This is a genomic window from Sphingomonas sp. 3P27F8, assembly GCF_005502745.1.
GTDB lineage: Bacteria > Pseudomonadota > Alphaproteobacteria > Sphingomonadales > Sphingomonadaceae > Sphingomonas.
In genome coordinates this window covers 185,045-208,113 of sequence record NZ_SCNL01000001.1, presented here as the reverse complement: position 1 = coordinate 208,113, position 23,069 = coordinate 185,045, and the positions used below count along the sequence as shown (strand labels likewise).

16 protein-coding genes and 1 pseudogene are annotated in these 23,069 nt (G+C 66.4%); 7 read left to right on the top strand and 10 right to left on the bottom strand.

The features are described 5' to 3' along the window. Positions 1–40: 40 nt before the first annotated feature. Positions 41–2,611: a DNA mismatch repair protein MutS gene (gene mutS / locus FFS35_RS00960; protein WP_137785548.1), complete on the bottom strand. Its 2,571-nt coding sequence runs from the start codon at positions 2,609–2,611 to the stop codon at positions 41–43. A gap of 297 nt (positions 2,612–2,908) precedes the next feature. Between mutS and FFS35_RS00955 the strand changes: the two genes are divergently transcribed. The 3 genes from FFS35_RS00955 to FFS35_RS00945 all read left to right on the top strand — a co-directional run bounded on the left by FFS35_RS00955 (position 2,909) and on the right by FFS35_RS00945 (position 6,121). Continuing rightward, on the top strand, positions 2,909–5,167 hold the full coding sequence (locus tag FFS35_RS00955) for an NADP-dependent malic enzyme (RefSeq protein ID WP_137785240.1): 2,259 nt from the start codon (positions 2,909–2,911) through the stop codon (positions 5,165–5,167). A gap of 105 nt (positions 5,168–5,272) precedes the next feature. Continuing rightward, positions 5,273–5,677, top strand: a complete 405-nt coding sequence (locus FFS35_RS00950; RefSeq protein ID WP_137785239.1) for a hypothetical protein — start codon at positions 5,273–5,275, stop codon at positions 5,675–5,677. A 120-nt stretch (positions 5,678–5,797) separates the two neighbouring features. After that, on the top strand, positions 5,798–6,121 hold the full coding sequence (locus FFS35_RS00945) for a hypothetical protein (protein WP_137785238.1): 324 nt from the start codon (positions 5,798–5,800) through the stop codon (positions 6,119–6,121). Between the two features lies 1 nt (position 6,122). On the opposite strand, the gene FFS35_RS00940 is transcribed toward FFS35_RS00945, so the two are convergent. The 6 genes from FFS35_RS00940 to FFS35_RS00915 all read right to left on the bottom strand — a co-directional run bounded on the left by FFS35_RS00940 (position 6,123) and on the right by FFS35_RS00915 (position 13,030). After that, positions 6,123–7,124 carry a cell wall hydrolase gene (locus FFS35_RS00940; protein ID WP_137785237.1) on the bottom strand — a complete coding sequence of 334 codons (1,002 nt, stop codon included), beginning with the start codon at positions 7,122–7,124 and terminating at the stop codon, positions 6,123–6,125. Positions 7,125–7,156: 32 nt separating this feature from the next. Next, positions 7,157–9,985 (bottom strand): pitrilysin family protein, encoded by a 2,829-nt coding sequence (locus FFS35_RS00935; RefSeq protein ID WP_137785236.1) that lies wholly within the window; start codon positions 9,983–9,985, stop codon positions 7,157–7,159. A gap of 91 nt (positions 9,986–10,076) precedes the next feature. Continuing rightward, entirely contained in the window at positions 10,077–10,271 is a 195-nt protein-coding gene (locus FFS35_RS00930; protein ID WP_137785235.1) for a hypothetical protein, read from the bottom strand. 14 nt (positions 10,272–10,285) lie between these two features. After that, positions 10,286–11,410: a tRNA guanosine(34) transglycosylase Tgt gene (tgt, locus tag FFS35_RS00925; protein WP_137785234.1), complete on the bottom strand. Its 1,125-nt coding sequence runs from the start codon at positions 11,408–11,410 to the stop codon at positions 10,286–10,288. Positions 11,411–11,420: 10 nt separating this feature from the next. Continuing rightward, complete coding sequence (locus FFS35_RS00920; protein ID WP_137785233.1) at positions 11,421–11,891, bottom strand: EF-hand domain-containing protein; 471 nt, start codon at positions 11,889–11,891, stop codon at positions 11,421–11,423. 173 nt (positions 11,892–12,064) lie between these two features. Further along, the gene (locus tag FFS35_RS00915) at positions 12,065–13,030 is read right to left on the bottom strand and encodes a hypothetical protein (protein ID WP_137785232.1); all 966 of its coding nucleotides are present in this window, start codon (positions 13,028–13,030) and stop codon (positions 12,065–12,067) included. A gap of 44 nt (positions 13,031–13,074) precedes the next feature. Between FFS35_RS00915 and cysD the strand changes: the two genes are divergently transcribed. The 3 genes from cysD to FFS35_RS00900 all read left to right on the top strand — a co-directional run bounded on the left by cysD (position 13,075) and on the right by FFS35_RS00900 (position 16,380). Beyond that, positions 13,075–13,998, top strand: a complete 924-nt coding sequence (gene cysD / locus FFS35_RS00910) for a sulfate adenylyltransferase subunit CysD (RefSeq protein WP_137785231.1) — start codon at positions 13,075–13,077, stop codon at positions 13,996–13,998. After that, positions 13,998–15,911, top strand: a complete 1,914-nt coding sequence (cysN, locus tag FFS35_RS00905; RefSeq protein WP_137785230.1) for a sulfate adenylyltransferase subunit CysN — start codon at positions 13,998–14,000, stop codon at positions 15,909–15,911. Before cysD ends, cysN begins: the two co-directional genes overlap by 1 nt. A gap of 229 nt (positions 15,912–16,140) precedes the next feature. Then, positions 16,141–16,380 carry an XrtV sorting system accessory protein gene (locus tag FFS35_RS00900; protein ID WP_137785229.1) on the top strand — a complete coding sequence of 80 codons (240 nt, stop codon included), beginning with the start codon at positions 16,141–16,143 and terminating at the stop codon, positions 16,378–16,380. Positions 16,381–16,422: 42 nt separating this feature from the next. Here the strand turns inward: FFS35_RS00900 and FFS35_RS00895 are convergent, their stop codons facing one another. Beyond that, positions 16,423–19,041, bottom strand: coding sequence for a calcium-binding protein (locus tag FFS35_RS00895; protein ID WP_137785228.1), 2,619 nt, complete (start codon positions 19,039–19,041; stop codon positions 16,423–16,425). Between the two features lie 141 nt (positions 19,042–19,182). On the opposite strand from FFS35_RS00895, the pseudogene FFS35_RS00890 reads away from it, so the two are divergent. Next, positions 19,183–19,446 (top strand): annotated as a pseudogene (locus FFS35_RS00890) (hypothetical protein); the annotation flags it as partial. A 36-nt stretch (positions 19,447–19,482) separates the two neighbouring features. Here the strand turns inward: FFS35_RS00890 and FFS35_RS00885 are convergent. Together FFS35_RS00885 and FFS35_RS00880 are read right to left on the bottom strand one after the other, a co-directional pair. Further along, positions 19,483–20,877: an HlyD family type I secretion periplasmic adaptor subunit gene (locus FFS35_RS00885; protein ID WP_137785226.1), complete on the bottom strand. Its 1,395-nt coding sequence runs from the start codon at positions 20,875–20,877 to the stop codon at positions 19,483–19,485. Beyond that, positions 20,874–23,045: a type I secretion system permease/ATPase gene (locus FFS35_RS00880; protein WP_137785225.1), complete on the bottom strand. Its 2,172-nt coding sequence runs from the start codon at positions 23,043–23,045 to the stop codon at positions 20,874–20,876. The genes FFS35_RS00885 and FFS35_RS00880 overlap by 4 nt, the downstream gene beginning before the upstream one ends. Between the last annotated feature and the right edge of the window lie 24 nt (positions 23,046–23,069).

Below are 23,069 nucleotides of genomic sequence, written 5' to 3'. Positions count from 1 at the left end.
AACCACAGAAGGGGCCGTGGCGCGATCCACGGCCCTTTTTCTATTCCCGTGCCAGTGCCTTCAGCCGGTATAGCGTCTCGAGCGCCTCGCGCGGGGTGAGCGCGTCGATGTCGAGCGCCTCCACTTCGCGCCGGATCGCATCGGCTTCCTGCTCAGGCTCCGGCAGGGAAGCGGCGAACAGGGGCAAGTCATCCAGCCCGGCCGCCAGCCCGCCCGTTTTCGCGCGTCCGGCCTCCAGCTTCGCCAGGACCGCCTTGGCGCGTGCCACGGTCGCGGGGGCCATGCCGGCGAGGCGCGCCACCGCGAGGCCATAGCTGCGGTCAGCCGGGCCATCGGCCACTTCGTGGAGCAGCACCAGCTCGCCCTTCCATTCCCGCGCGCGAACATTGTGAAGGCTCAGGGCGTCGCAGCGTTCGGCGAGCCGGGTGAGCTCGTGATAATGCGTCGCGAACAGGCAGCGGCAGCGATTTTCCTCATGGATCGCCTCCACCACCGCCCAGGCGATGGCGAGGCCGTCATAGGTGGAGGTGCCGCGTCCCACCTCGTCGAGGATCACGAAGCTGCGTGGCGTGGCCTGCGCAAGGATCGCGGCCGTCTCGACCATCTCGACCATGAAGGTGGAGCGCCCGCGCGCGAGATTGTCCGACGCGCCGACGCGGCTGAACAGGCGATCGACCAGCCCGAGCGTTGCCTTGTTCGCGGGAACGTAGCAGCCGGCCTGCGCCAGCACTGCGATCAGCGCATTCTGCCGCAGGAAGGTGGATTTGCCGCCCATGTTGGGGCCGGTGACGAGCCACAGTCGCGAGGTTTCGGATAAAGCGCAGTCATTCGCGACGAAGCGCTCGCCGGCCTTCGCCACCGCCGCCTCGACCACCGGATGACGGCCGCCCGACACCTCGAAACACGGATGCTCGACCAGATGTGGCCGCGCCCATGCGCCCTCCGCCGCGCGCTCGGCAGCGGCGGCGGCGACATCCAGCCGGGCGAGCGCATCGGCGGTGGCGGCGATCTCCTCGCAGCGGACGAGCGCCTGTGCGGTCAGCTCTTCGCGGTGCGCGGCTTCGGCGGCGAGCGCGTGCGCCCCGGCCTGCGTGACGCGCGCGGCGACCTCGTGCAGATCGGGCGCGTTGAAGCGTACGACGCCGGCCAGCGTCTGGCGGTGGGTGAAGCCGGAATCGGGCTTCATCAGGGCATCGGCTGATTTGGCCGGCACCTCGATATGATAGCCGAGCACGCCGTTATGGCGGATCTTGAGCGTCTGCGTGCCGGTGTCGGCGCGATACCGCGCCTCCAGGGCGGCGATCGCGCGGCGGCCGCCCGCGCCGGCATCGCGCAGATCGTCGAGCGCGGCGTCATAGCCCGCCGCGATATAGCCGCCCGCCGAGGCCTCGATCGGCGGCGCGGGGACGATCGCGCGCTTGAGGACGTCGATGAGCGCGCCATGCCCGCGAAGTTGCGGCGCCAGTTCGGCGAGAAGGGGCGGGGCCGCCTCCACCCGGTCGAGCATCTCGCCCAGCATCCATGCGCCATCCAGCCCGTCGCGGAGCTGGGCCAGATCGCGGGGTGAGCCGCGCCCCGCCGCCAGCCGGCCGACCGCGCGGCCGACATCGGGCAACGCCCGCAACGCGCTGCGCAGCCGCTCGCGCAGCGCGCCGTCGTCATGGAAAAGCTGGACCAGATCGAGCCGCGCATCGATCGCCGTGCGGCTCATCAGCGGGGCGCCGATATCGGCCGCGAGCAGCCGCGCGCCCGCGCCCGTAACGGTGCGGTCCACCGCGTCGAGCAGGCTGCCCTTGCGCGCGCCGGAGCTCGTTTGCGTGAGTTCGAGGCTCTCGCGTGTGGCGGCGTCGATCGCCATTGCCGCGCTCGCACTGGAGACGCGCGGCGGACGCAGGAACGGCAGCGCGCCCTTGGCGGTATGATCGAGATAGGCGACGAGGCCGCCCGCCGCCGCCAGCATCGCGCGGCTGAACTGTCCGAATCCGTCGAGCGTGGCGACGCCGTAAAGCCGCTTCATCCGCGCGTCGCCGGCGCCACTGTCGAAATCGGCGCGTGGGCGCCAGACGGTGGCGGGCGCCTCGCTCCCCTCCGCCGCCACCACTTCCGCCGCCGCCAGCCGCGCCAGCTCGGCATCGAGCGCCTGCGGGGCGCAAGCGATCACCTCGAACCGGCCGGTGGAGATATCCGCCGCCGCCAGCGCGATCTCGCCCGCCGCCTCGCCGATGGCGACGCACCAGTTGGTGGCGCGCGCGTCGAGCAACGCCTCCTCGGTCAGCGTGCCGGCGGTAACGACACGGACGATCGCGCGATTGACCAGCGCCTTCGATCCGCGCGCCTTGCGCGCTTCCTCGGGCGATTCGGTCTGATCCGCGATGGCGACGCGGTGGCCGGCCTTGATGAGACGCTGGAGATAGGCGGTAGCGGCGTGGACGGGCACGCCGCACATCGGGATCGGCTGGCCATCATGCTCGCCGCGCGCGGTCAGCGCGATGTCGAGCACCGCGCTGGCGATCTTCGCATCCTCGAAGAACAGCTCGAAGAAATCGCCCATCCGGTAGAACAGCAGGCAATCGCCGGCCTCGCCCTTCAGCGAGAGATATTGCGCCATCATCGGCGTGGGTGCGGCGGCGGTGGTCATCCAGATGGCGATACCGCGACGATCGGCGCCGGGAAACAGCGAGTTGACGATGCCCGGCAGCCACGGCGCCGCTCGCCGGCGCGAAACGGCTCGCCCCAACCGGCTTTCCACACCGGGAACGCGGCGGTGCGTTGCCACAACGCCGGGCGTAACACAGGCGGCCCGCTTCGGCATGCATCAGGCGCACGATTGTTTCAGGCGTCGAGCGGTTGCATCATGACGGGGTGCGCCTAAAGGATCGTTGCCAATCCCTCGCAGCAAGGTTGCCCTATGTCCGAGCCCACCAGCGTCCAGTTTTCCGAGCGCGAAGCGTTGCTTTTCCATTCCGAGGGAAGGCCGGGCAAGATCGAGATCGTCGCGACCAAGCCGATGGCGACGCAGCGCGATCTGGCGCTGGCCTATTCGCCCGGCGTGGCGGTGCCGGTGGAGGCGATCGCGCGGGATCCTGCGACGGCATATGATTACACGACCAAGGGCAATCTGGTCGCGGTGATTTCAAACGGCACGGCGATCCTGGGGCTTGGTAATCTCGGCGCGCTGGCCTCCAAGCCGGTGATGGAGGGCAAGGCGGTCCTGTTCAAGCGCTTCGCCGACGTGGACTCGATCGATCTGGAAGTGGCGACCGAGGATGTCGACGCCTTCATCAACTGCGTTGCGCTGCTGGAGCCGTCGTTCGGCGGGATCAACCTGGAGGACATCAAGGCGCCGGAATGCTTCATCATCGAGCAGACGTTGCGCGAGCGGATGAACATCCCGGTGTTCCATGACGATCAGCATGGCACCGCGATCATCACGGCGGCTGGCCTCATCAATGCGTGCCTGCTGACCGGGCGGAACATCAGCGAGGTGAAGGTGGTGGTAAACGGCGCGGGCGCCGCCGCGATCGCCTGCACCGAGCTTATCAAGGCGATGGGCGTGCGGCACGACAACGTGCTGATGTGCGATCGCAAGGGCGTGATCTATCAGGGCCGTGACGGCGTGAACCAGTGGCAGTCCGCGCACGCCGCCATTACCGAGCGGCGCACATTGACCGAGGCGCTGGTCGGCGCGGACGTGTTCCTCGGCCTTTCCGCCGCCGGCGCGCTGAAGCCGGAAATGGTGAAGGATATGGCGAAGGCGCCGATCATCTTCGCCATGGCCAACCCGGAACCGGAAATCCGCCCCGAGGAGGCCAAGGCCGCGCGACCGGATGCGATCATCGCGACCGGGCGTTCGGATTATCCCAATCAGGTCAACAACGTATTGGGCTTCCCGTTCATCTTCCGGGGCGCGCTCGACGTGCGCGCCTCGGCGATCAACGAGGAGATGAAGATCGCCGCGGCGCAGGCGATCGCGGAGCTGGCGCGCGATCGCGTGCCGGAGGAAGTGGCGCTTGCCTATGGCGTGCGCCACGTGTTCGGCCCCGATTATATCATTCCCGCCCCGTTCGACCCGCGCCTGATGGAGGTGGTGTCCGTCGCCGTGGCCCGCGCGGCGATGGATTCGGGCGTCGCGACCAAGCCGATCCTCGATATGGATGGCTATCGCCAGCGGCTTCGCGGGCGGCTCAACCCGACGAATTCCGTCCTCAGCCTGGCCTATGAAGGCGCGCGCGCGCATCCCAAGCGCGTGCTGTTTGCCGAGGGCGAGGAAGAGGTGGTGCTGCGCGCCGCGATCCAGTTCAAGGAAGGCGGCTATGGCACGCCCGTGCTCGTCGGGCGGGACGACGTGCCCGACCGGCTGCGCGCACTGGGCGTCAACAACCCCGAGGAATATGAGCTGCACAACAGCCGCCATTCCCCGCTGGTGCCCCGGATGGTCGACTTCCTCTATCAGCGGCTCCAGCGGCGCGGCTATCTGCGCCGCGATTGCGAGCGGATGATAAACCAGGATCGCAACATTTTCGGCTCCGTGATGCTGCAGCTCGGTCAGGCTGACGCGATGATCACCGGCATCACGCGCACGTGGGCGCACACGATGCGCGAGGTGAAGCGGGTGATCGATCCCGAGCCCGGCCGCACGCCGTTCGGCATCCATATCCTCGTCGGGCAGAGCCACACCGTGTTCATCGCCGATACGACAGTGAACGAACGCCCGAGCCCGGAAGAACTCGCCGACATCGCCGAGCAGACCGCGCAGGTCGCGCGGCGCATGGGGCATGAGCCGCGCGTCGCCTTTCTCAGCTATTCCACCTTCGGGAATCCCGAGGGGCAGTGGCTGGAGAATATCCGTGCGGCGGTGGGGGTGCTCGACGAGCGCAAGGTGGGCTTTGAATATGAAGGCGAGATGGCGCCGGATGTCGCGCTCAATCCGAAGCAGCTTGCCAACTATCCGTTCGCCCGTCTGTCTGGCCCGGCCAATGTGCTGGTGATGCCCGGGCTTCAATCGGCCAACATCTCCGCCAAGCTGCTGCGCGAACTGGGCGGGGATTCGATGATCGGCCCGATGCTGATCGGCATGGAAAAGCCGGTGCAGATCGCGACGATGACATCCACCGCCAGCGAGCTGGTGACGCTCGCGGTGCTTGCGGCGGGCGGGATCGCCCGTTGAGCCGGCTGCGGGCGACGGCCGAATTCATCCGCAATCCATTTGGCCGGCGCAACCTTTCGCGGGCGTAACCATTTTGTTTCCGTCGGTAACGATGGAGAACAGGTGATGAGGAAGGTTGCTCTGGCCGCGCTTGGCGCGGCGGTGATGGTGACGGGTTGTGTCGGCGATGAAGGCCCCGGCTACGCTGGCGACGGCTACCGCCGCTACGATTACAACCGTCCCGATCCCGCGTATAACGGCTATTACGCCGATCGTTACTATCGCGACAATCCGCGCTACCGCGAGCGTCGTCTCAGCAACAACGACCGCGTCTATGTCGGGCAGGACGGCCGCTATTATTGCCGCCGCAACGACGGCACCACCGGCCTGATCGTCGGCGGCATTGCCGGCGGTGCGTTGGGCGCGGCGATCGCGCCCGGCGGTTCGGGCGTGCTCGGCGCGCTGCTGGGGGGCGCGGGCGGCGCGCTTCTCGGCAAGTCTGTCGACAAGAGCAACGTGCGTTGCCGCTGATCTAAGCGCCAGGACGGCGACATATTGCGACAATTTTGTCGCCGTCCCGGCACATGTGCGCGACAGTGTTGAGTCAGGTTCGCCCGTGGCCGTCGTATCGGCCGTGTAGGGAGTATGAACATGAAGAAATTGACGATGATCGCGGCCGGGATCGGTCTTGCAGTCTCGGCTGTGCCTAGTGTCGCCCAGCCGGGGCGGTGGGTGCCGATCAGCCAGCGCGTCGGCAACCTCGACACCCGGATAGACCAAGGACTTCGCTCTGGCAGCCTGAACCGTGCGGAGGCATTGCGTCTGCGTGGGCAACTACGCGATCTGCAGGGGCTGGAAGCGCGCTATCGTCGCGGCGGTTTTACAATCGCCGAGCGCCGCGATCTCGACCGGCGGTTCGATCAACTCAGCGCGCGCGTGTATGCGCGAAAGCACGATATTCGCCATCGTCGCTGATCTAGCGTAGCGGTTTCCCCGAGTCTTTCCAGCGGTCAAGTATCGGAGACTGGGGCAGTTTATCGGAAGTGGCGTCGCGCAACGCGGCGCCGCTTTCCATATCGGTGGGCGGGCCCGAGGCGGTGGGTGTCGAACCGACATTGTCCCGTTCGATGACCTGCGCGTTTCCTTTAAGCGCAAGTATCGGCAATGGCGCGGCAATTGCCGGCTCGCCGCCGCGATAGATCCGGCTGAACGCTGCCGGCGTTCCCCAATAGCCTTTCCAGCGGTGGAAGAAATGCGCGCCGATCGCATCCGTCATCACCAGTGTACGGTTCCAAGACGGGGTGACGGCATAGGTATGATAGTGAGTCGCGAGGCCGACCGGCGCGAACACCTGCCCGGCAAGGATCACCGCCGCATTGCGCGCGGCTCTCCCCCACGCGCCGCCTGCCGGAATACGCGCGGCAGAACCGTCGCAGGCGAAGCTGAACTGACACCCGCTGGTGCGGTTCGCGCCCTGATAGACGACACCGCATATCGTGGGGGGGGAGGCCGGATGCCGCACCCGATTGACGACCACCTGCGCCACCGCGCGCTGGCCGGCATCGCTCTCCGAGGCAGCCTCGTAATAAACCGCCGACGTCAGACACTCCAGGGCGCGGGCACGATCGATCGAACTGGCGAGTCGGGTGGAAAAAGGAACGGCCGGGGTAATGCCGCCAGCTCCTGACGGCGTCGCGTTGCGCGGGACCGGCGGCAGCGCGATTGTGCCGGTAGAGCCGCGCGCCGGTGCCGCGAGCTCGCCATTCGGAGCTTCGGCGGCGTCGCTCAGCGCGTTCCGGCTCGGCATGGTGCGGAGGGCGGGCGGAGCATCGTTGAAGTGTAATATGCTCACGCCGGTGAGCGCGGCGGAAGCTACCGCGACGGGCAGCAGCGTAAGACCTACCACTCGTCTCCGCGCCGGCCGCCGCGCGCGGCGTTGGGCACGCCGTTCGCTGGGATGGGTCGCGGCGGTAGGCATGTGCCGATCCCTAGCGCGGATGGCTTACGATTTCATCTCAAGGGACCGGTTCGTCGCAACGTTGCGACGTCGAGGTTCAGGGCGGCAGCCGGGATCGTGTCGGTTTCGGGTCGCTGTTTGCGCAATGCGTCACCGAATGCGCGGGCATCTCCGACGACGACGATGACCGCGTTAGACGGATCGAACAACGAGGCGCCCGCAGCCTGCACTGCGTTGGCGGGGGTGTTGCGAATCGCTTCGGCGTAGCGGGTCATTTCGTCGACAGGCAGCCCGTTTGACACCGCGCTTCCAGCGATTCCGGCGAGCCCGGCGGTGCGTTCCACCTGTCGCCCGAAATTGCCGATAAGCACCGAGCGGCGCGTGGCCAGTTCGGCTTCCGGGATCGGGACGCCGCCCAGACGTCGCATCTCTCCGGCGATCAGCGTAACCACCTCGGCTGCGGAGGCGTTCTTTGTAGAGGCGCCGGCATCGATTGAGCCCGTGTCGCGCCCAGCGTTCAGATCGCTTTGCGCCCCATAGGAAAGCCCGCGCTTGATCCGGATCTCCTGATTGAGCCGCGATGTGTAACCGTCTCCGAGCACGGTATTGGCGAGCAATGCCGGATAATAGCGTGCATCGCCCCTGGGCACCGCACCGCGCGCGACAATGACACCTGCCTGTCCCGCATCCGGCAAATCAACGAGGATCGTGCGCGGCGCGGTGGCCGGCGTCGGCCGAGCGACCGGCGCGGGAGCGGTAGTGGCCGCCCGCCAATCACCGAATGCTCGCTCCGCCAGCGCCCTCGCGGTGTCCGGCGTTATGTCGCCAGCCAGGATCAGTGTCGTTCGATCGGGCGACCAGGCGGCGGCAGAGGCTGCCTGCAGATCTGCGCGGGTGATCGCCTTCAGCGAGGCGGGCGTGCCGTCCACGGCGCCGCCATAGCCCGATGCGCCAAATAGCGCGCGATCAGCGGCCAACCCGGCAAGTTCCATCGGCTCGGTCAGAGATACCTGTGCCGCATCGATCGCCTGCGCGCGGGCGCGCTCCAGTTCGTCTGGCGCAAGTGTCGCGTTGCGCGCGGCATCGGCGAGCAGATCGAGCGCGGGGGCCACCGCGGGCGTCGCGATGGTGATGCCGATCGCGCTGCCCTCGCGGGCCACGCCGGTATCGATCGACGCGCCCAACGCCTCCGCCTCGCGCGCGATCTGAACGGCTGAGCGGGTATGGGTGCCTTTTGTCAGCAGTGCGGCAGCGAGGCTCGCGGCGCCTGCCTTGCCGCTCGGATCACGCGCTGCGCCCGACAGCCCGACCAGCCTCGCGGTGACGAGCGGCACGTCATGGCGCTCGATGGTCACGACGCGCAGGCCGTTTGCCAGCCGGATTTCACGCGGCACCGGAACCTGCCCCTCAATGGCCGGACCGAGAGGCGGCAGCGGCACCCGATCTGCATCGCTGGCGGGCGTGACGAGGGTGATATCGGCCGGGATCGCAAGAGCGCGTGTCTCTACCGTCGCGGCGATGGGGATGCCTGTATCCGCGTTCGCACCATCGGCGGCCGGAAGATAACGAATCGTCGCGACGCGATCATCGCCCAGATAAAGACGTGCGACCCGCTGAACGTCGGCGGCGGAGATCCGCCGAACCGCCGCGAGCTGTCGTTCGCTGGCGCGTGGATCGCCGTCCACCAGCACCGACGCGGCGATGATGCGCGCGCGACCCTCCACTGTCTCGCTTGCCTTGAGGGCATCGGTGAGAATGCCGGTCTTGGCGATGGTAAGTTCCGCGGTGGAGGCGAGGGTATCGCGCATCCGCGCGAGTTGCGCCCGCAACGCATGCTCCACCGCGTCCGGCGCCTTGCCGCTCGCGACGATCGCGGTGACGTCGAGCTTCCCCGGCCCCGCGCGCGTATCGAGCGTCGCCTCGACCGACTGCGCAAGGCCGTCACGATAGACCAGATTCTCGTAAAGTCGCGAACTCTCGCCGTGCGCGAGGATCGCCTGGAGCACCATCAGCGCAGGTATGTCGGTGGAGCGATCAGGCGGCAGCGGATAGCTGAGCGCGATCGCGGGGAGCGGGGTGTTCGGTTCGTGGACGGTTACGCTTACCGGCTTTGTGCGAACGGTCTCGTCGGTGATCACGCGAGGGATCGGGCGATCGGGGCGCTTGATCGGCGCGAAATAGCGATCGACCCAGCGATCGAACTCTGCGGGGTCGAAGTTGCCGGCGACGACCAGAACCGCATTGTCCGGCCGGTAATAGGTGGCGTGAAAGGCACGCACGTCCTCGATCGTCGCTGAATCGAGATTGGCGATGCTGCCGATCACGCCGCGCGCATAAGGGTGGCGCTGATAGGCCAGCGCCGGAAGATACAGCGATTCCAATTTACCATAGGGACGCGCTAGGACGGACTGACGAAACTCCTCCTTCACCACATCGCGCTCCGAGGCGAAATCGGCGGGAGAGACGACCAGCGAAGCCATGCGATCGGCCTCCGCGAACAGGAGTCGCTGGAGATGATTGGCCGGGACGACCTCGAAATAGTTCGTGTAATCGTCCCCCGTGGAAGCGTTATTATAACCACCGACGTCCTCTGTCAGCCGGTCGAACTGTTCGGCCCGAAGGTTGCGCGTCGCCTTGAACATCAGATGCTCGAACAGATGCGCGAATCCGGAGCGGCCGCGCGGATCGTCGCGGCCGCCGACATCGTACCACACCTGAACCGCCACATTCGGGGTAGCCGTATCGCGGATCGCATAAACACGCAGGCCGTTCGGCAAGCTGCGTTCATTGAAAGCGATTGGCTTGACCGCCGGCAGGGGTGGTGCCGTTTCGCCAAGCGCGGGAGCGGCGACAGCGGCAAGCAACGTCAGGATCAGGCGCATGGCGTTCTCTCAGCGCGACGCCGCGATGATCTTGACGGCGGGGGGCGATGATAGCTCAGCCGCGCGGAAGCTTCTCGCGCGGCGTCGGTTGTCATTTCTTGTCGCGGTTCGCGAACAGCACGGCCGCAGCGACCGCAGCGGAGCCGATTCCGACGCCCAAGCCGATCTTTCCGAGGTTCCAGTTGCGCGCACGCTCCTCGCGCTTGGCCTTGCCGGCGCCCTCTTCATGCGCCTTGGCATCGCGCGCGGCGGCGAGTATTTCGTTGGGCTCTTCGTTGTCGGACACGCTTACTCTCCTTCTTAACCGTAGTATCGCGCGCGGAACGCGCCGGCGAAAGTACCCAGCGTGCCCGCCGAGATCGCCGCGCGCAAATCCGCCATCAATGCTTCGTAGAACCAGATGTTATGTTCGGTCATCAGCATTGCCCCGAGAATTTCGCCCGCGCGCACGAGATGATGAAGATAGGCGCGGCTCCAGGTGCTGCATACCGGGCAGCCGCAGTCGGGATCGAGCGGCCCGTCATCCTCGGCGAAGCGCGCGTTGCGGATGTTGATCGGGCCGGTGCGGGTAAAGGCCTGGCCGGTGCGGCCGGAACGGGTTGGCAGTACGCAGTCGAACATGTCGACCCCGCGTTCGACTGCGCCAACGATATCGTCCGGCTTCCCGACGCCCATCAGGTAGCGCGGTTTTTCGGTGGGGAGCTGGCCGGGCGCGAAATCGAGACAGCCGAACATCGCCTCCTGACCCTCGCCGACCGCCAGACCGCCGATGGCGTATCCATCGAAGCCGATATCGATCAGTGCGTCGGCGGAGGATTTGCGCAGCCCTTCGTCAAGCGCGCCCTGCTGGATGCCGAAGATCGCGTTCGACGCGGCATGTGCGCCGCCCGCATCGAAAGCGGCGCGGCTGCGCTTTGCCCAGCGCATCGAACGCTCCATTGCCGCCGCCTGCACCTCGCGCGCCGACGTGGTGGGCACGAGTTCGTCGAATGCCATTATGATGTTCGAACCGAGCAGGCGCTGGATCTCGATCGAGCGTTCGGGCGACAGCATATGGCGCGAGCCATCGAGATGGCTCTTGAACGAAACCCCATCCTCGCTGCGCTTGGTGAGATCGGCGAGGCTCATCACTTGATAGCCGCCCGAATCGGTGAGGATCGGCCGCTTCCAGCCCATGAAATCATGCAGCCCGCCAAGCCGCGCGACACGCTCCGCGCCGGGGCGCAGCATCAGGTGATAGGTGTTGCCCAGGATGATGTCCGCACCAGACGCAGCGACATCTGCAGGCTTCATCGCCTTCACGGTTGCGGCGGTGCCGACTGGCATGAAGGCGGGCGTGCGGATCACGCCGCGCTGCATCGCGATTGTGCCCGTGCGCGCCGCCCCGTCGGTGGCGGCGACGGTGAAGGTGAACCGCGAGGTCATCGTATGGAACTCATTGTGGCGGCGTTGCGCCGCGTTTGTGCTTGCCGCTCGCCGGATTGGGCAGGACCGCGCGGATCGTCAGGCATTCGGCACGCGTTACCGCGCCATCGTGATCGCGATCGAGCCGCCGGAAGATCTGAGCCATCTTCGCGTTCAATTCGGCTGCGGTAATGCGATTGTCGCCATCGCTGTCCACTTCGAACGGGCTCGGGAGAGCGTTGCGATCTCCCAGCCAGCGTTCGGCCCAGTCGGCGAATTCGATGTAACCGAGCGAGCCTTTGTGCGCGCTATCGATCGCGGCGAAGCTGCGCTCGACGCAGGCCTGAAGCTCGCCGGCGGTGGTGCGGCCGTCGCGATCTAGATCACAGGCGGCGATCATCATTGCGGCAGGCTCCACCACCATCGTGGCGGGCGGCTGGCCGGGGCCGGGCGGCGCGGCGGTCAAGGGAACAGCGGCCTGAAGCAGCAGTGCCAGGATCATGTGACATATTCCTGCGAGGCAAATGTACACCAAGCCATGCGGCGGACGGACACCCCCGCGGCTGAACCATGGCTGAGCCGGAAGGTGCCGCACCCGTTCTGCATCGCCATGCCCTATGGTGCGCTCGCGGAGCTTGCAACCGCTGGCCGGCATTTAGCGACGATGATCGCCGCTTACGCCAGCGCGGAAACGCCCGTGCACAGCAGGCGAACGAGCTCTGCCTGACCGCGCACGCCGGTTTTGGCATAGATTCGCTTGGAGTAATTTCGAGCCGTTTCGATCGTCAGGCCGATGGTGGCCGCCGCTTGCGCGATACTGGCGCCATCGGCGAGCGCCGCGGCCAGTCGCCCCTCGCTGTGTGTCAGGCCGTGGATTGCTTCGATCGCCGCCAGGCGCTGAGGGCCGGTCGCGATCGGCGACCGGAACAGCGCCGCCATCGCGGGGCGCGCCGGAACCAGCAGGATATTGCAAGCAGGCATGGCGGAAAGGCGGAGCGTACGCGGGGCGCTATCCGGGCTATCGGCAAACGTCGCGGCGGCTAGCGGGAGCAGGCGCTCGGCCTCGAGGTCGCCGATGCGCAGTCGTTGGCCGATCGCGGGCGAATTCCCGGTGGATGCGCGCACGATCCGCTCCGCGATGGGGTCGAAATGGAGCACGCGCGCGTCGCGATCGAAGCTGATCCGGCCCGTGCCGGTTCGCGCCACAATGTCCTCTGCGAGGTCGAGACGCGCGCGCAACCCGTCGATCGCGACCATCCCGGTCAGCGCGACGGCGAGGTGGGGGCCCAGCGCCGACAGCAGCGCGCTATCGGCGGCGGTGAATACGCGCGCGACGCCGATGATGGCGAGCACCGCACCGGCGCCGCTGGGTTCGGTCACGCGGATGATCCGCCCGTCCCCCGCTGCGCGCTCGCCCAGTTCTGCCGCGGCGTAGACGCGGTTCGGGCGGAGGCGTTCGGGTGTGATGTCGTTGAAGGGTGCGGGAAGGGCGGCACCGAACGGACTGGTTAGCAGGTGCGCGGAGTCGGCGCGGGTGCGTTGGCGAAGGCGCGCGAGAAACGTCCGCCAGCGTGGCGCCTCCCGTGCCGCTTCATGGAGCGGCAGCAACAGATCGGTTTCGTCGATGCGGCTGAATGCCATTGCCCTCCCATATGGGAGGTGGCGCGCGAAAGCCAGCCTCACAAATGGCGGCGATGACGACCGGCGCGATGACACTCACCCACCTCGAGCGGCTCGAAGCCGAATCGATTCATATCATCCGTGAGGTGGTGGCCGAGTGCGAGAAGCCGGTCATGCTCTATTCGGTCGGCAAGGATAGCGCGGTGATGCTGCATCTGGCGCGGAAAGCCTTCTATCCCGCGCCGCCGCCGTTTCCGCTGCTGCATGTCGATACGACATGGAAGTTCAAGGCGATGTACGACCTGCGCGACCGCATGGCGCGCGAGAGCGGGATGGAACTGCTCGTTCACCGCAATCCCGAAGCGGAAGCGAGAGGAATCAACCCGTTCGATCACGGCGCGCTCCATACCGATATGTGGAAGACCGAGGGCCTGAAGCAGGCGCTCGACAAGTATGGTTTCGACGCGGCATTTGGCGGCGCACGGCGCGACGAGGAAAAGAGCCGTGCGAAAGAGCGCGTATTCAGCTTTCGCTCGGCCAGCCATCGCTGGGACCCGAAGAACCAGCGACCGGAATTGTGGAACCTCTACAATACAAAAAAGGCGAAGGGCGAAAGCATTCGGGTCTTTCCAATCAGCAATTGGACCGAGCTGGATATCTGGCAATATATCCAGATAAACGATGTGCCGATCGTTCCGCTCTATTTCGCCGCGCCGCGCCCCACGGTGGAGCGCGACGGGATGCTGCTGATGGTCGATGACGACCGCTTCCCGCTGGCCGAGGGCGAAATTCCGGTCGAGCGCTCGATCCGTTTCCGCACCCTGGGCTGCTATCCGCTTACCGGAGCGGTGGAGAGCGAGGCCGCGACGCTGGCCGAGGTTATCCAGGAGATGCTGCTCACCACAACCAGCGAACGGCAGGGGCGCGCGATCGATCGCGACGCGGGATCGGCCAGCATGGAAAAAAAGAAGCAGGACGGATATTTCTGATGAACGCGACCGCGCCCGACAGCGCCTATCACACGGACGCGCTGATCGCAGAGGATATCGATGCCTATCTCGATCGACATCAGCACAAGTCATTGCTGCGGTTTATAACCTGCGGCTCAGTCGACGATGGCAAATCCACGCTGATCGGGCGACTGCTGTACGATTCCAAGATGATTTTCGAGGATCAACTCGCTGCGCTGGAGGCTGATTCGAAGAAAGTCGGCACCCAGGGGCAGGAGATTGACTTTGCGCTGCTGGTGGACGGACTCGCCGCCGAGCGCGAACAGGGGATCACGATCGACGTCGCCTATCGCTTCTTTGCGACCGAGAAGCGCAAGTTCATCGTCGCCGACACGCCGGGGCACGAGCAATATACCCGCAATATGGTCACCGGCGCGTCCACCGCCGATCTCGCCGTGATCCTGATCGATGCGCGCAAGGGGGTGCTGACGCAGACGCGCCGGCACAGTTATCTTGCGCACCTGATCGGCATCCGCAACGTGGTGCTGGCAGTCAACAAGATGGACCTGGTCAGTTACGAGCAGGGCGTTTTCGACCGGATCGTGGCGAACTATGCGGCGTTCGCGCGCTCGATCGGGATCGCGGATTTCAGCGCTATCCCGATCTCCGGATTCAAGGGCGACAATATTGCCTCGCTTTCCCCGCACACCCCCTGGTATCGCGGGCCGACACTGATCGAGCATCTGGAAAATGTGCCGCTTGACGCGGAGGCGGATCAGGAACAGCCGTTTCGTCTGCCGGTGCAGTGGGTCAACCGGCCTAACCTCGATTTTCGCGGTTTCGCCGGGCTTGTCGCGAGCGGGCGGTTGAAGCCGGGCGATGCGATCCGCGTGCTGCCCTCGGGCAGAACCTCAAACGTCGCGCGGATTGTGACGATGGACGGCGATCTCGATGGAGCGGTGGCGGGCCAGTCGGTCACGCTCACGCTCACGGGGGAGGTGGATTGTTCGCGAGGAGATGTAATAGCCGCCGCCGACGCGCCGTCGCAGGTGGCCGACCAGTTCGAGGCGACGATCGTGTGGATGGCCGAGGAGGAGATGCTGCCCGGCCGCTCCTACTGGCTGAAGCTGGCGACGCAGACCGTGAGCGCGACCGTCCAGGCGCCGAAATACCAGGTCAACGTCAACACGCTGGAACATCTCGCGGCCAAGACGCTGGACCTGAACGCGATCGGCGTGGCGAACCTTTCGACCGACCGGCCGATCGTGTTCGAACCCTATGCGGAGAACCGCCAGCTCGGCGGATTCGTGCTGATCGACAAGCTGACCAACGCGACCGTCGCCGCCGGCATGCTGCACTTCGCGCTGCGCCGCGCGCAGAACGTCCACTGGCAGCCGACCGACGTGACGCGCGAGGTGCGCGCCGACCTCAAGAACCAGAAGCCGGCGGTCTTGTGGTTCACCGGCCTTTCCGGCGCGGGCAAATCGACGATCGCCAATCTGGTCGAGAAGAAGCTGGTGCGGATGAACCGCCACACCTTCCTGCTCGATGGCGACAATGTGCGCCACGGGCTGAACAAGGATCTCGGCTTCACCGACGCCGATCGCGTGGAGAACATCCGCCGCGTGGGCGAGGTGGCGCGGCTGATGACCGATGCCGGGGTGATCGTCATCACCGCCTTCATCTCCCCGTTCCGCGCCGAGCGCGAGATGGTGCGGCGGATGATGCAGCCGGGCGAATTTATCGAGGTGCATATCGATACGTCGCTGGCAGACGCGGAATCGCGCGACGTGAAAGGCCTTTACGCCAAGGCGCGCAGCGGGGCGCTGAAGAATTTCACCGGCATCGATTCGCCGTATGAGGCACCCCAGGATCCCGAGATCCGCATCGACACGAGCGCGATGTCGGCGGAGGAGGCGGCCGAACTGATCGTGCGGCGGCTCGTCCCCTGACGGGACGATTGCAACCGATCCGGGCAATTATCGCCCTGGCGGGTGCGATGGACAGGCGCGCGCGAGGTCTGCTATCCCATCGGGGCGGCCTACGGTCGATAGGGGGAGGGCAGGCCTCGTGGTTCATTTCCATAGCGGGGTGAGGGCGATAGTCGTCATATCGGCGGGGCAACGTCACGCGATGTGCCGCATCCGCCCGGCCGCGGCGCGGCCAAGGCCCTAGCGCCCGATGCAGACACCTTTCGACTGGCTGACCCTGATGGTGTTCACCGGCCTGGTCGTGCTGATGCTGCATCGCTCGGCGGCGGAAAAGCCGGTCGACAAATTGTGGCATTATGCCCCGCCCGCGATCGGGTGCGCCGTCGTCAACTATATCGGCAACGAAGGCTATATCGCGCTAGCGATCGCCGGGCTGGTGGCGGTGATCGCCTATATCATGCTGGTGCTGCGGCCGAACATGTCGGCATGACGGCCGCGACGCCGTGGGACGCCGCGGCCGTTGCGCGATCGATCAGCCGAAGATGAAATCGGACTGGATCAACGGCCCGGTCGCCTTCACGTTGAGGACGAAATCCGCGACGCCATCGCCGTTGGTGTCGCCCATCACGTTCCAGTAGCCGCCGACCGAATCGACCCGCAGCTGACCGGCCTGCTTGGTGAAGCCCTTGCTGCCGATGAAGGTGAAGGCATCTTTCTGCGCCGTCTTCGTGTTCGCGTCGAATGCGGACAGATCGATCTTGTCGCCCTCGGCCCGGCTGAAATCCAGAATGACATCGGTATTGGTGATCGAGTTGCCGAGGTCCCCGGGCGCGAACACGAACCGATCCGCGCCCGCGCCGCCGGTCAGCGAATCCTTGCCGGTGCCGGCGATCAGGATGTCGTTGCCGGCGCCGCCCAACAGGATGTCATTACCGGCGCCACCGACCAGCGTGTCGTTGCCGTTGCCGCCATCGAGCACATCGTTGCCGTCGCCGGCATCGAGATAATCGTCGCCGTCGCCGCCGAAGAGTTGATCGTTGCCCGCGCCGCCCGACAGGACGTTGTTGCCCGCATTCCCGGTGATGATGTTATTAAGCTCGTTCCCGGTGCCGTTGATGGCGGCGGTGCCGGTCAGCTTCAAATTCTCCACGTTCGCGGTGAGCGTGTAGCTGATCGAACTCACCACCGTATCGTTGCCGCCGCCGGCCTGCTCGACAATCGTGTCGCCCGCGTTGTCGACGATATAGGTGTCGTCGCCCGCGCCGCCGACCATGCGATCCGCGCCGGTGCCGCCGTCGAGATAATCGTTGCCGTTGCCGCCGACCAGCGTGTCGTTGCCGGCGCCGCCATACAGCTTGTTGCCGCCGTTTCCGCCGGTGATGACGTTGTCACGATCGTTGCCGGTGGCGGCGAACGCGCCGGTGCCGGTGAACGTGAGATTGCGCGTATTCGCATTCAGCGTGACATTGGCCAGCGTCGTGCTCGTATCGAGCGGGGCGCTCGGCAGCGGCGCCTGCACCGCATTGGGATTGGCCGGCGTGGGGACGGCCGGCGCCGGGGTTGTCGGCGCGGGCGTGGTCGGTATCGGGCTGGTTGGCGCGGGCGTGGTCGGTGTCGTGCCCTGCCCGGCCAAAAGCGCGGCCTGCGCCTGGACGAGCGCGGTCCATGAGGGCGAGGGACTGTCGTAGATCGACTTGAGCGTTCCGAACAATCCGCCCGGCCGATCGGACTGCGCATCGGTGTATGCCGTCAGCAGCGTGCCGCCTGCGGCAGAGAAGCCCGCGATCATCTTGTTGTAGACGTCCGTCATCCGCGGATCGGCGTTCAGCCGCGCGAAGAACGCCATGATCGTGGGTTGGTCGGCGGTCGCGAAGCTCGATGCGTTCAGATCCAGCCCGCCTTCGTAGGCGACCAGATTGAGCCCGCTCTTTTTCGCGACCCCGGCCTGATACGCCCATTGCGCCATGACCGAGGGCAGCGAGCCCCAGCCGGTGAGCGTTCCGCCATTGAGCAGTTCGTTGAAGGCGGCGTCCATCCCGGCGGTTCCGCCATTCGCCCAGCCCAGAATGATCGCGCGATCGCTGGCATTCTGGCCGCTCAATTCGCTGCCGAAATAGGTGGTGACCGCGTAATTCTTGAACAGCGTCGAGGCATCGCCCACGCCGGCGCGCGTGATCCCCTGGAGGATGTATTTTTCCAGGCCGAGATTGGCGGTCTGCGTCGAGAGCACGTTCTGAAGCCGGTCGGCACCGCTGGCGCCGAACACGCTGTTCGCGATCGAAGCGACCTGCGCCGCGCGATAGCCGTAATATTGCTGGGGCGGCCGGGTGAGATCGCTGCCCCAGAGCTGGGTGGCCATCTGATTGGCATAACGCGACTGCTGGAAGCTCCAGTTCCAGACCTCGTTGGAATATTCGACGTTCACCTTGAGCGACGGATCGAGATTGTCGCGCACGTAGGTGAGCATCTGCCGGACGTAATTGTCGTCGGCCTGCGTCGGGATGTTCAGCCACATGCTGGTGTGCGATTCGTTCGCGAGCGCCACCATCGCCTCGATCGGCACGCCGGTGGTGCTCGATGTCGTCGCCCAGGAGAAGCTGTTCATCGTCGTCCGCTGCGACCAGCTTGTCGTGGTCGTCGCGTTGGTCTGTTCCCAGTCCATGAAGCGCAGCGTGCCGAACTGCGACACCTTCGCCACGAAATCGGGGTTGAACAACTCACCCTTGTTGAACAGCGCGACCTGATCCTGGCGAACGATATGCATCGCCGTCAGCGGATTGTTGCCGTCGATGCTGGTGATCATCACCGTCTGCATCGGTGTCGCGCCGGTAACGGTGAACGTGATCTCGCCCGGCTTCGAGCTGACGATCGTCGCGCCCGGAATGCGGAATGTCGCGGTGCCGCTGTACGACAGCACATACGTCTTGTTCGTGCCCGCGCTGGCGGGATCGAGCGCGACCATGGTGGAGACGCTCGTGGCGCCGGCGGGAAGCTTGGTCGGATATCCGTTCTGGTCCACTGTCAGCGATGCAAGCGAACCCCCTTGCACGCCCCAGGAACCGGCAGTCTTCATCCGGTCGATGAAGGGGTATTCGGTGCTCCAGTAATTGACGGGAGAAAGATTGATTCCGACGGAAGTGTTCGTCGCCATGGAAAGAAGACCCCTTTTCTAGCGGGCCAAGATTGTCAGATTCGTCCTGATCCTTCCTCTATGTGCGTGGTTAACCCTGCGATTACCGATCTTTAGTTTGCAGCGGCAGGGGCGTGGGCCGCCCGTGCGGGTGTGCCGCCCGTCGTGATGCCGGGCGTGACGATCGGGCCCGATGCGATCGTCGCGGCCGGGGCGGTGGTGACGAAGGACGTGCCGCCGGATTCGATCGTCGCAGGCGTGCCCGCGCGGCGGATCGGCAGCGTCGCCGATCTGTTGCGCCGCCGGCTGGCCGAGGCGGAAACGCTGCCGTGGATCGACATGTTGCGCCAGCGGGGCGCCGATTTCGACCCCGCGATCGAACGCGCGCTGGTGGCGGCGCGGGTGGCCCATTTCCATCCGAAGTGAAACACGCCCGCGCCCCGCGCGACCCGCCGGCCCGGCCTACCGTTCCTTGAGCGCGCTCCCCCGCGCTTCCTCGATCGGGCTGGTGAGATAGCTCAGATAGCTGCGGTTGCCGGTGACGATATCGGCGGTCGCCGTCATGCCTGGCACCAGCGCCGTCACCCGGTCGCCGCGATCGACCGTGGTGCGCGCCAGCGCGATGCGGACGATATAGACCGTGCCGAGCTTCTCGTCGTCCACCGCATCCGGGCTGACACTGACGACATGGCCGGGCAAGGTGCCGTAGCGCGAGAAGGGGAAGGCATCCAGCTTCAGCGCCACCTTCTGGCCCGGCTGGACGAAGCCGGCGTCGCGGTTGAGCAGCTTCACCTCCGCCACCAGCTTGTCCCCGGTCGGCACGATCGTCATGATCGGCTTGGCGGCCTCGACCACCCCGCCCTCGGTGTGGAGCGAAAGCTGGCCAACCGTGCCGTCGACCGGCGCGCGCAATGCCTGGAAGCCGGAACGCTGCTTCGCCTTGACCATTTCCTGCTGCCGCAACCGCATGTCCGATGTCGCCTTCACGAGCTGCTCGTAAAGCTCGGCGCGCGCGTCGGCACGGGATTTGGCGAGGGTGGAGGCCGCGCCGCCCGCCTGGGCCGAAGCGCGACGGATCGCCTCCCGCGCGGCATCGCGACTGCCGGATTCCATGATCCGCTGGCGCCGCATCTCCAGCACCTTGAGGCGCGAGACGAAGCCCTTTTCGAGCAATTGCTCGTTCGCCGCGATCTGCTGATCGAGCAGCGGCAGTGACTTGTCGAGCTTGGCGACCTCGGCCCGCGCGCTGGCGATATCGGCGCTGGCGACACCGCCACCCGCCACGTTCGCGGCAATCGTGGCGCGTACATCGGCGAGCCGCGCGCGCGCCAGCGCCTCCTGCGCGGCGATCGTGTGCGCATCCGCCCCGGCCGGGGGGATTATGACGAGCGGCTTGCCATCCAGCGCGTCGATCACCGCCTGGGTGCGCGCGACCTCGAACGCCACCGTCTCGAATGCCTTGGCCGCCTGCGCCGCTTCAGCACCCGATACGGTGGGATCGAGCAGGACGAGCGGCTGGCCCTTTTTCACATGATCGCCATCGTGGACGAGGATGCGGCGGACCACGCCGGCCTCCGCCGGCTGCACGAGCTGCACCGCCCCCTTCGGAACGATCCGCCCGCTCGCCGAGGCGACGATGTCGGTCCGCCCCAGTGCCAGCCAGCCGGCAAGGAATGCGACACCGGCCATCATCACGCGCGCGGTGAGGCGCGCGGTGGGCGATACCGGGCGTTCGATCACTTCGAGCGCGGCGGGCAGGAAAGCGGCGTCGTCGATGCGCAGCCGCTCGGCCTCGCGCTGCCGATCCTCGGCCAGCGCGCTCTTTACGATCGACCAGTTGGTGGTGAGCGCGTTCATGCGGCGAGATCCTTGATACCGGTCTGTCGCCGGTGAAGTTCGGCGTAGCGGCCGCCGAGCCGAAGCAGCTCCTCATGCGTGCCGCCCTCGACGATACGGCCCTTCTCCATGGCGATGATCCCGTCGCATTCGCGCACCGCGGACAGGCGATGCGCGATGATGACGACGGTGCGGCCCTGCGCGATCGCCTTCAGATTGTGGCGGATGATCTCCTCGCTCTCCGCGTCCAGCGCGGAGGTCGCTTCATCGAGGATCAGGATGCGCGGATCGGTGATGAGCGCGCGTGCGATCGCGATCCGCTGACGCTGCCCGCCGGACAGGTTCGCGCCGCGCTCCACGATCGGCGTGTCGTAGCCATGCGGCTGCTGAAGGATGAATTCATGCGCGCCGGCCAGCGCGGCGGCGCGCATCACGCGCTCCAGCGGCATGGCGGGGTTGGCGAGCGCGATATTCTCGCGGATCGAGCGGTTGAACAGGATATTCTCCTGCAGGACGACCCCGATGTGGCGGCGCAGCCATGTCGGGTCCGCCTGCGCCAGATCGATGCCGTCCACCATCACGCGGCCGCTTTCCGGCACGTAAAGCCGCTGGAGCAGCTTGGTCAGCGTGGACTTGCCCGAGCCGGACGAGCCGACGATGCCGATCGAGCGGCCCGCGCCGATGTGCAGCGAGATGCCGTCCACCGCCGGAGGGGAATCCGGCGCGTAGCGGAAGCGGGTGTTCTCGAAGGTGATCGTGCCCTGCATCGGCGGCATGTCCACCTTGCTGTTCGACTGGCGCTCGATCGGGTGGTTGAGGATATCGCCAAGCCGCTCGATCGAGATACGGACCTGCTGGAAATCCTGCCAGATCTGCGACATGCGGATCACCGGGCCGGACACGCGCTGCGCGAACATGTTGAACGCCACCAGCGCGCCCACCGTCATCGCGCCGCCGATCACCTGCTGCGCGCCGAAGAACAGGATCGCCGCGAAGCCCAGCTTCGAGATCAGCTCCACCGCCTGGCTGCCGGTGGACGAGAGGCTGATGACGCGCAGCGCCGACGCGCTGTATGCGGCAAGCTGGCGCTCCCAGCCGTCCTGCCACTGCGGCTCGACGGCGGACGCCTTGATCGTCTGGATACCGCCCACGCTTTCGACGAGCAGCGCGTTGCTCGCCGCGCCGCGCTCGAACTTGTCCTCGATCCGGTCGCGCAACGGCCCGGTGACGAACAGCGAGACGCAGACATAGCCGACCAGCGTGAGCGCGACGATCCCGAACAGCGCCGGCGAATAGACGATCATCGCCACCATGAACACGATCGTGAACAACGGATCGACCAGCACCGTGAGCGAGGCGTTCGTCAGGAATTCGCGGATCGTTTCGAGCTGGCGCACCCGCGTGACGGTATCGCCGACGCGGCGGCGCTCGAAATAATCGAGCGGCAGGGCGAGCAGGTGGCGGAACACGCGGGCGCCAAGCTCCACATCGATCTTCTGGCTCGTTTCGGCATACAGCCGGGTGCGGATCCAGCCGAACACCGTTTCCCACAGCGCGACCGCGACGAACGCGATCGCCAGCACGTTGAGCGTGGTCAGCGCGTTGTGCGCGAGCACCTTGTCGATCACGTTCTGGAACAGGAGCGGCGAGGCGAGGCCAAGCAGGTTGAGCGTGCAGGTGATCAGCAGCACCTCGCCGATCAGGCGGCGATAGCGCACGATCTGCGGCACGAACCAGCGAATGTCGAAGCGGCGGCCGTTGGCGACCGATGGCTCGCGCGTCGCGACCAGCACCACCTCGCCCGACCAGATCGCATCCAGCCCGGCGCGATCGATCCGCTCCACCTCGCGGCCGGGATGCTGGATGAGCACGCCATCCTCGACCAGCCGGCCGATCAGGAACCAGCCCTCCGGCCCGTTCGCCAGCAGCGGCAGCGGCTGGCGCGAAAGTTTGCCCGGCTCCACCTTGACCGGCCGCGCGCGGACGCCGGGAATACGGCGCGCCAGACGAACGATATCGCCGGACGACAGCGGCTCGGCATGGCCAAGCTCGTGCCGCAACTGTTTGGGATCGATCGCCAGATTGTGCAGCGACAGCAGCAGCGCGAGCGCCTGCGCGCCCGATTCGGGATCGACGGTCGGGCCGCCGAACGCTTCGTTGAGGCGCTGGATACGCTCGGTCACGGTCATCGCACTGGCCTTTGGTACTGGGGG

Bases quoted from the DNA above. Each gene is read 5' to 3' on its own strand.
- FFS35_RS00880 (WP_137785225.1), bottom strand. From the start codon at position 23,045: ATGACCGTGACCGAGCGTATCCAGCGCCTCAACGAAGCGTTCGGCGGC.
- FFS35_RS00950 (WP_137785239.1), top strand. From the start codon at position 5,273: ATGAGGAAGGTTGCTCTGGCCGCGCTTGGCGCGGCGGTGATGGTGACG.
- mutS (WP_137785548.1), bottom strand. From the start codon at position 2,611: ATGATGGCGCAATATCTCTCGCTGAAGGGCGAGGCCGGCGATTGCCTG.
- cysN (WP_137785230.1), top strand. From the start codon at position 13,998: ATGAACGCGACCGCGCCCGACAGCGCCTATCACACGGACGCGCTGATC.
- FFS35_RS00920 (WP_137785233.1), bottom strand. From the start codon at position 11,891: ATGATCCTGGCACTGCTGCTTCAGGCCGCTGTTCCCTTGACCGCCGCG.
- tgt (WP_137785234.1), bottom strand. From the start codon at position 11,410: ATGACCTCGCGGTTCACCTTCACCGTCGCCGCCACCGACGGGGCGGCG.
- FFS35_RS00940 (WP_137785237.1), bottom strand. From the start codon at position 7,124: ATGCCTACCGCCGCGACCCATCCCAGCGAACGGCGTGCCCAACGCCGC.
- FFS35_RS00885 (WP_137785226.1), bottom strand. From the start codon at position 20,877: ATGAACGCGCTCACCACCAACTGGTCGATCGTAAAGAGCGCGCTGGCC.
- FFS35_RS00935 (WP_137785236.1), bottom strand. From the start codon at position 9,985: ATGCGCCTGATCCTGACGTTGCTTGCCGCTGTCGCCGCTCCCGCGCTT.
- FFS35_RS00900 (WP_137785229.1), top strand. From the start codon at position 16,141: ATGCAGACACCTTTCGACTGGCTGACCCTGATGGTGTTCACCGGCCTG.
- FFS35_RS00945 (WP_137785238.1), top strand. From the start codon at position 5,798: ATGAAGAAATTGACGATGATCGCGGCCGGGATCGGTCTTGCAGTCTCG.
- FFS35_RS00895 (WP_137785228.1), bottom strand. From the start codon at position 19,041: ATGGCGACGAACACTTCCGTCGGAATCAATCTTTCTCCCGTCAATTAC.
- FFS35_RS00915 (WP_137785232.1), bottom strand. From the start codon at position 13,030: ATGGCATTCAGCCGCATCGACGAAACCGATCTGTTGCTGCCGCTCCAT.
- cysD (WP_137785231.1), top strand. From the start codon at position 13,075: ATGGCGGCGATGACGACCGGCGCGATGACACTCACCCACCTCGAGCGG.
- FFS35_RS00955 (WP_137785240.1), top strand. From the start codon at position 2,909: ATGTCCGAGCCCACCAGCGTCCAGTTTTCCGAGCGCGAAGCGTTGCTT.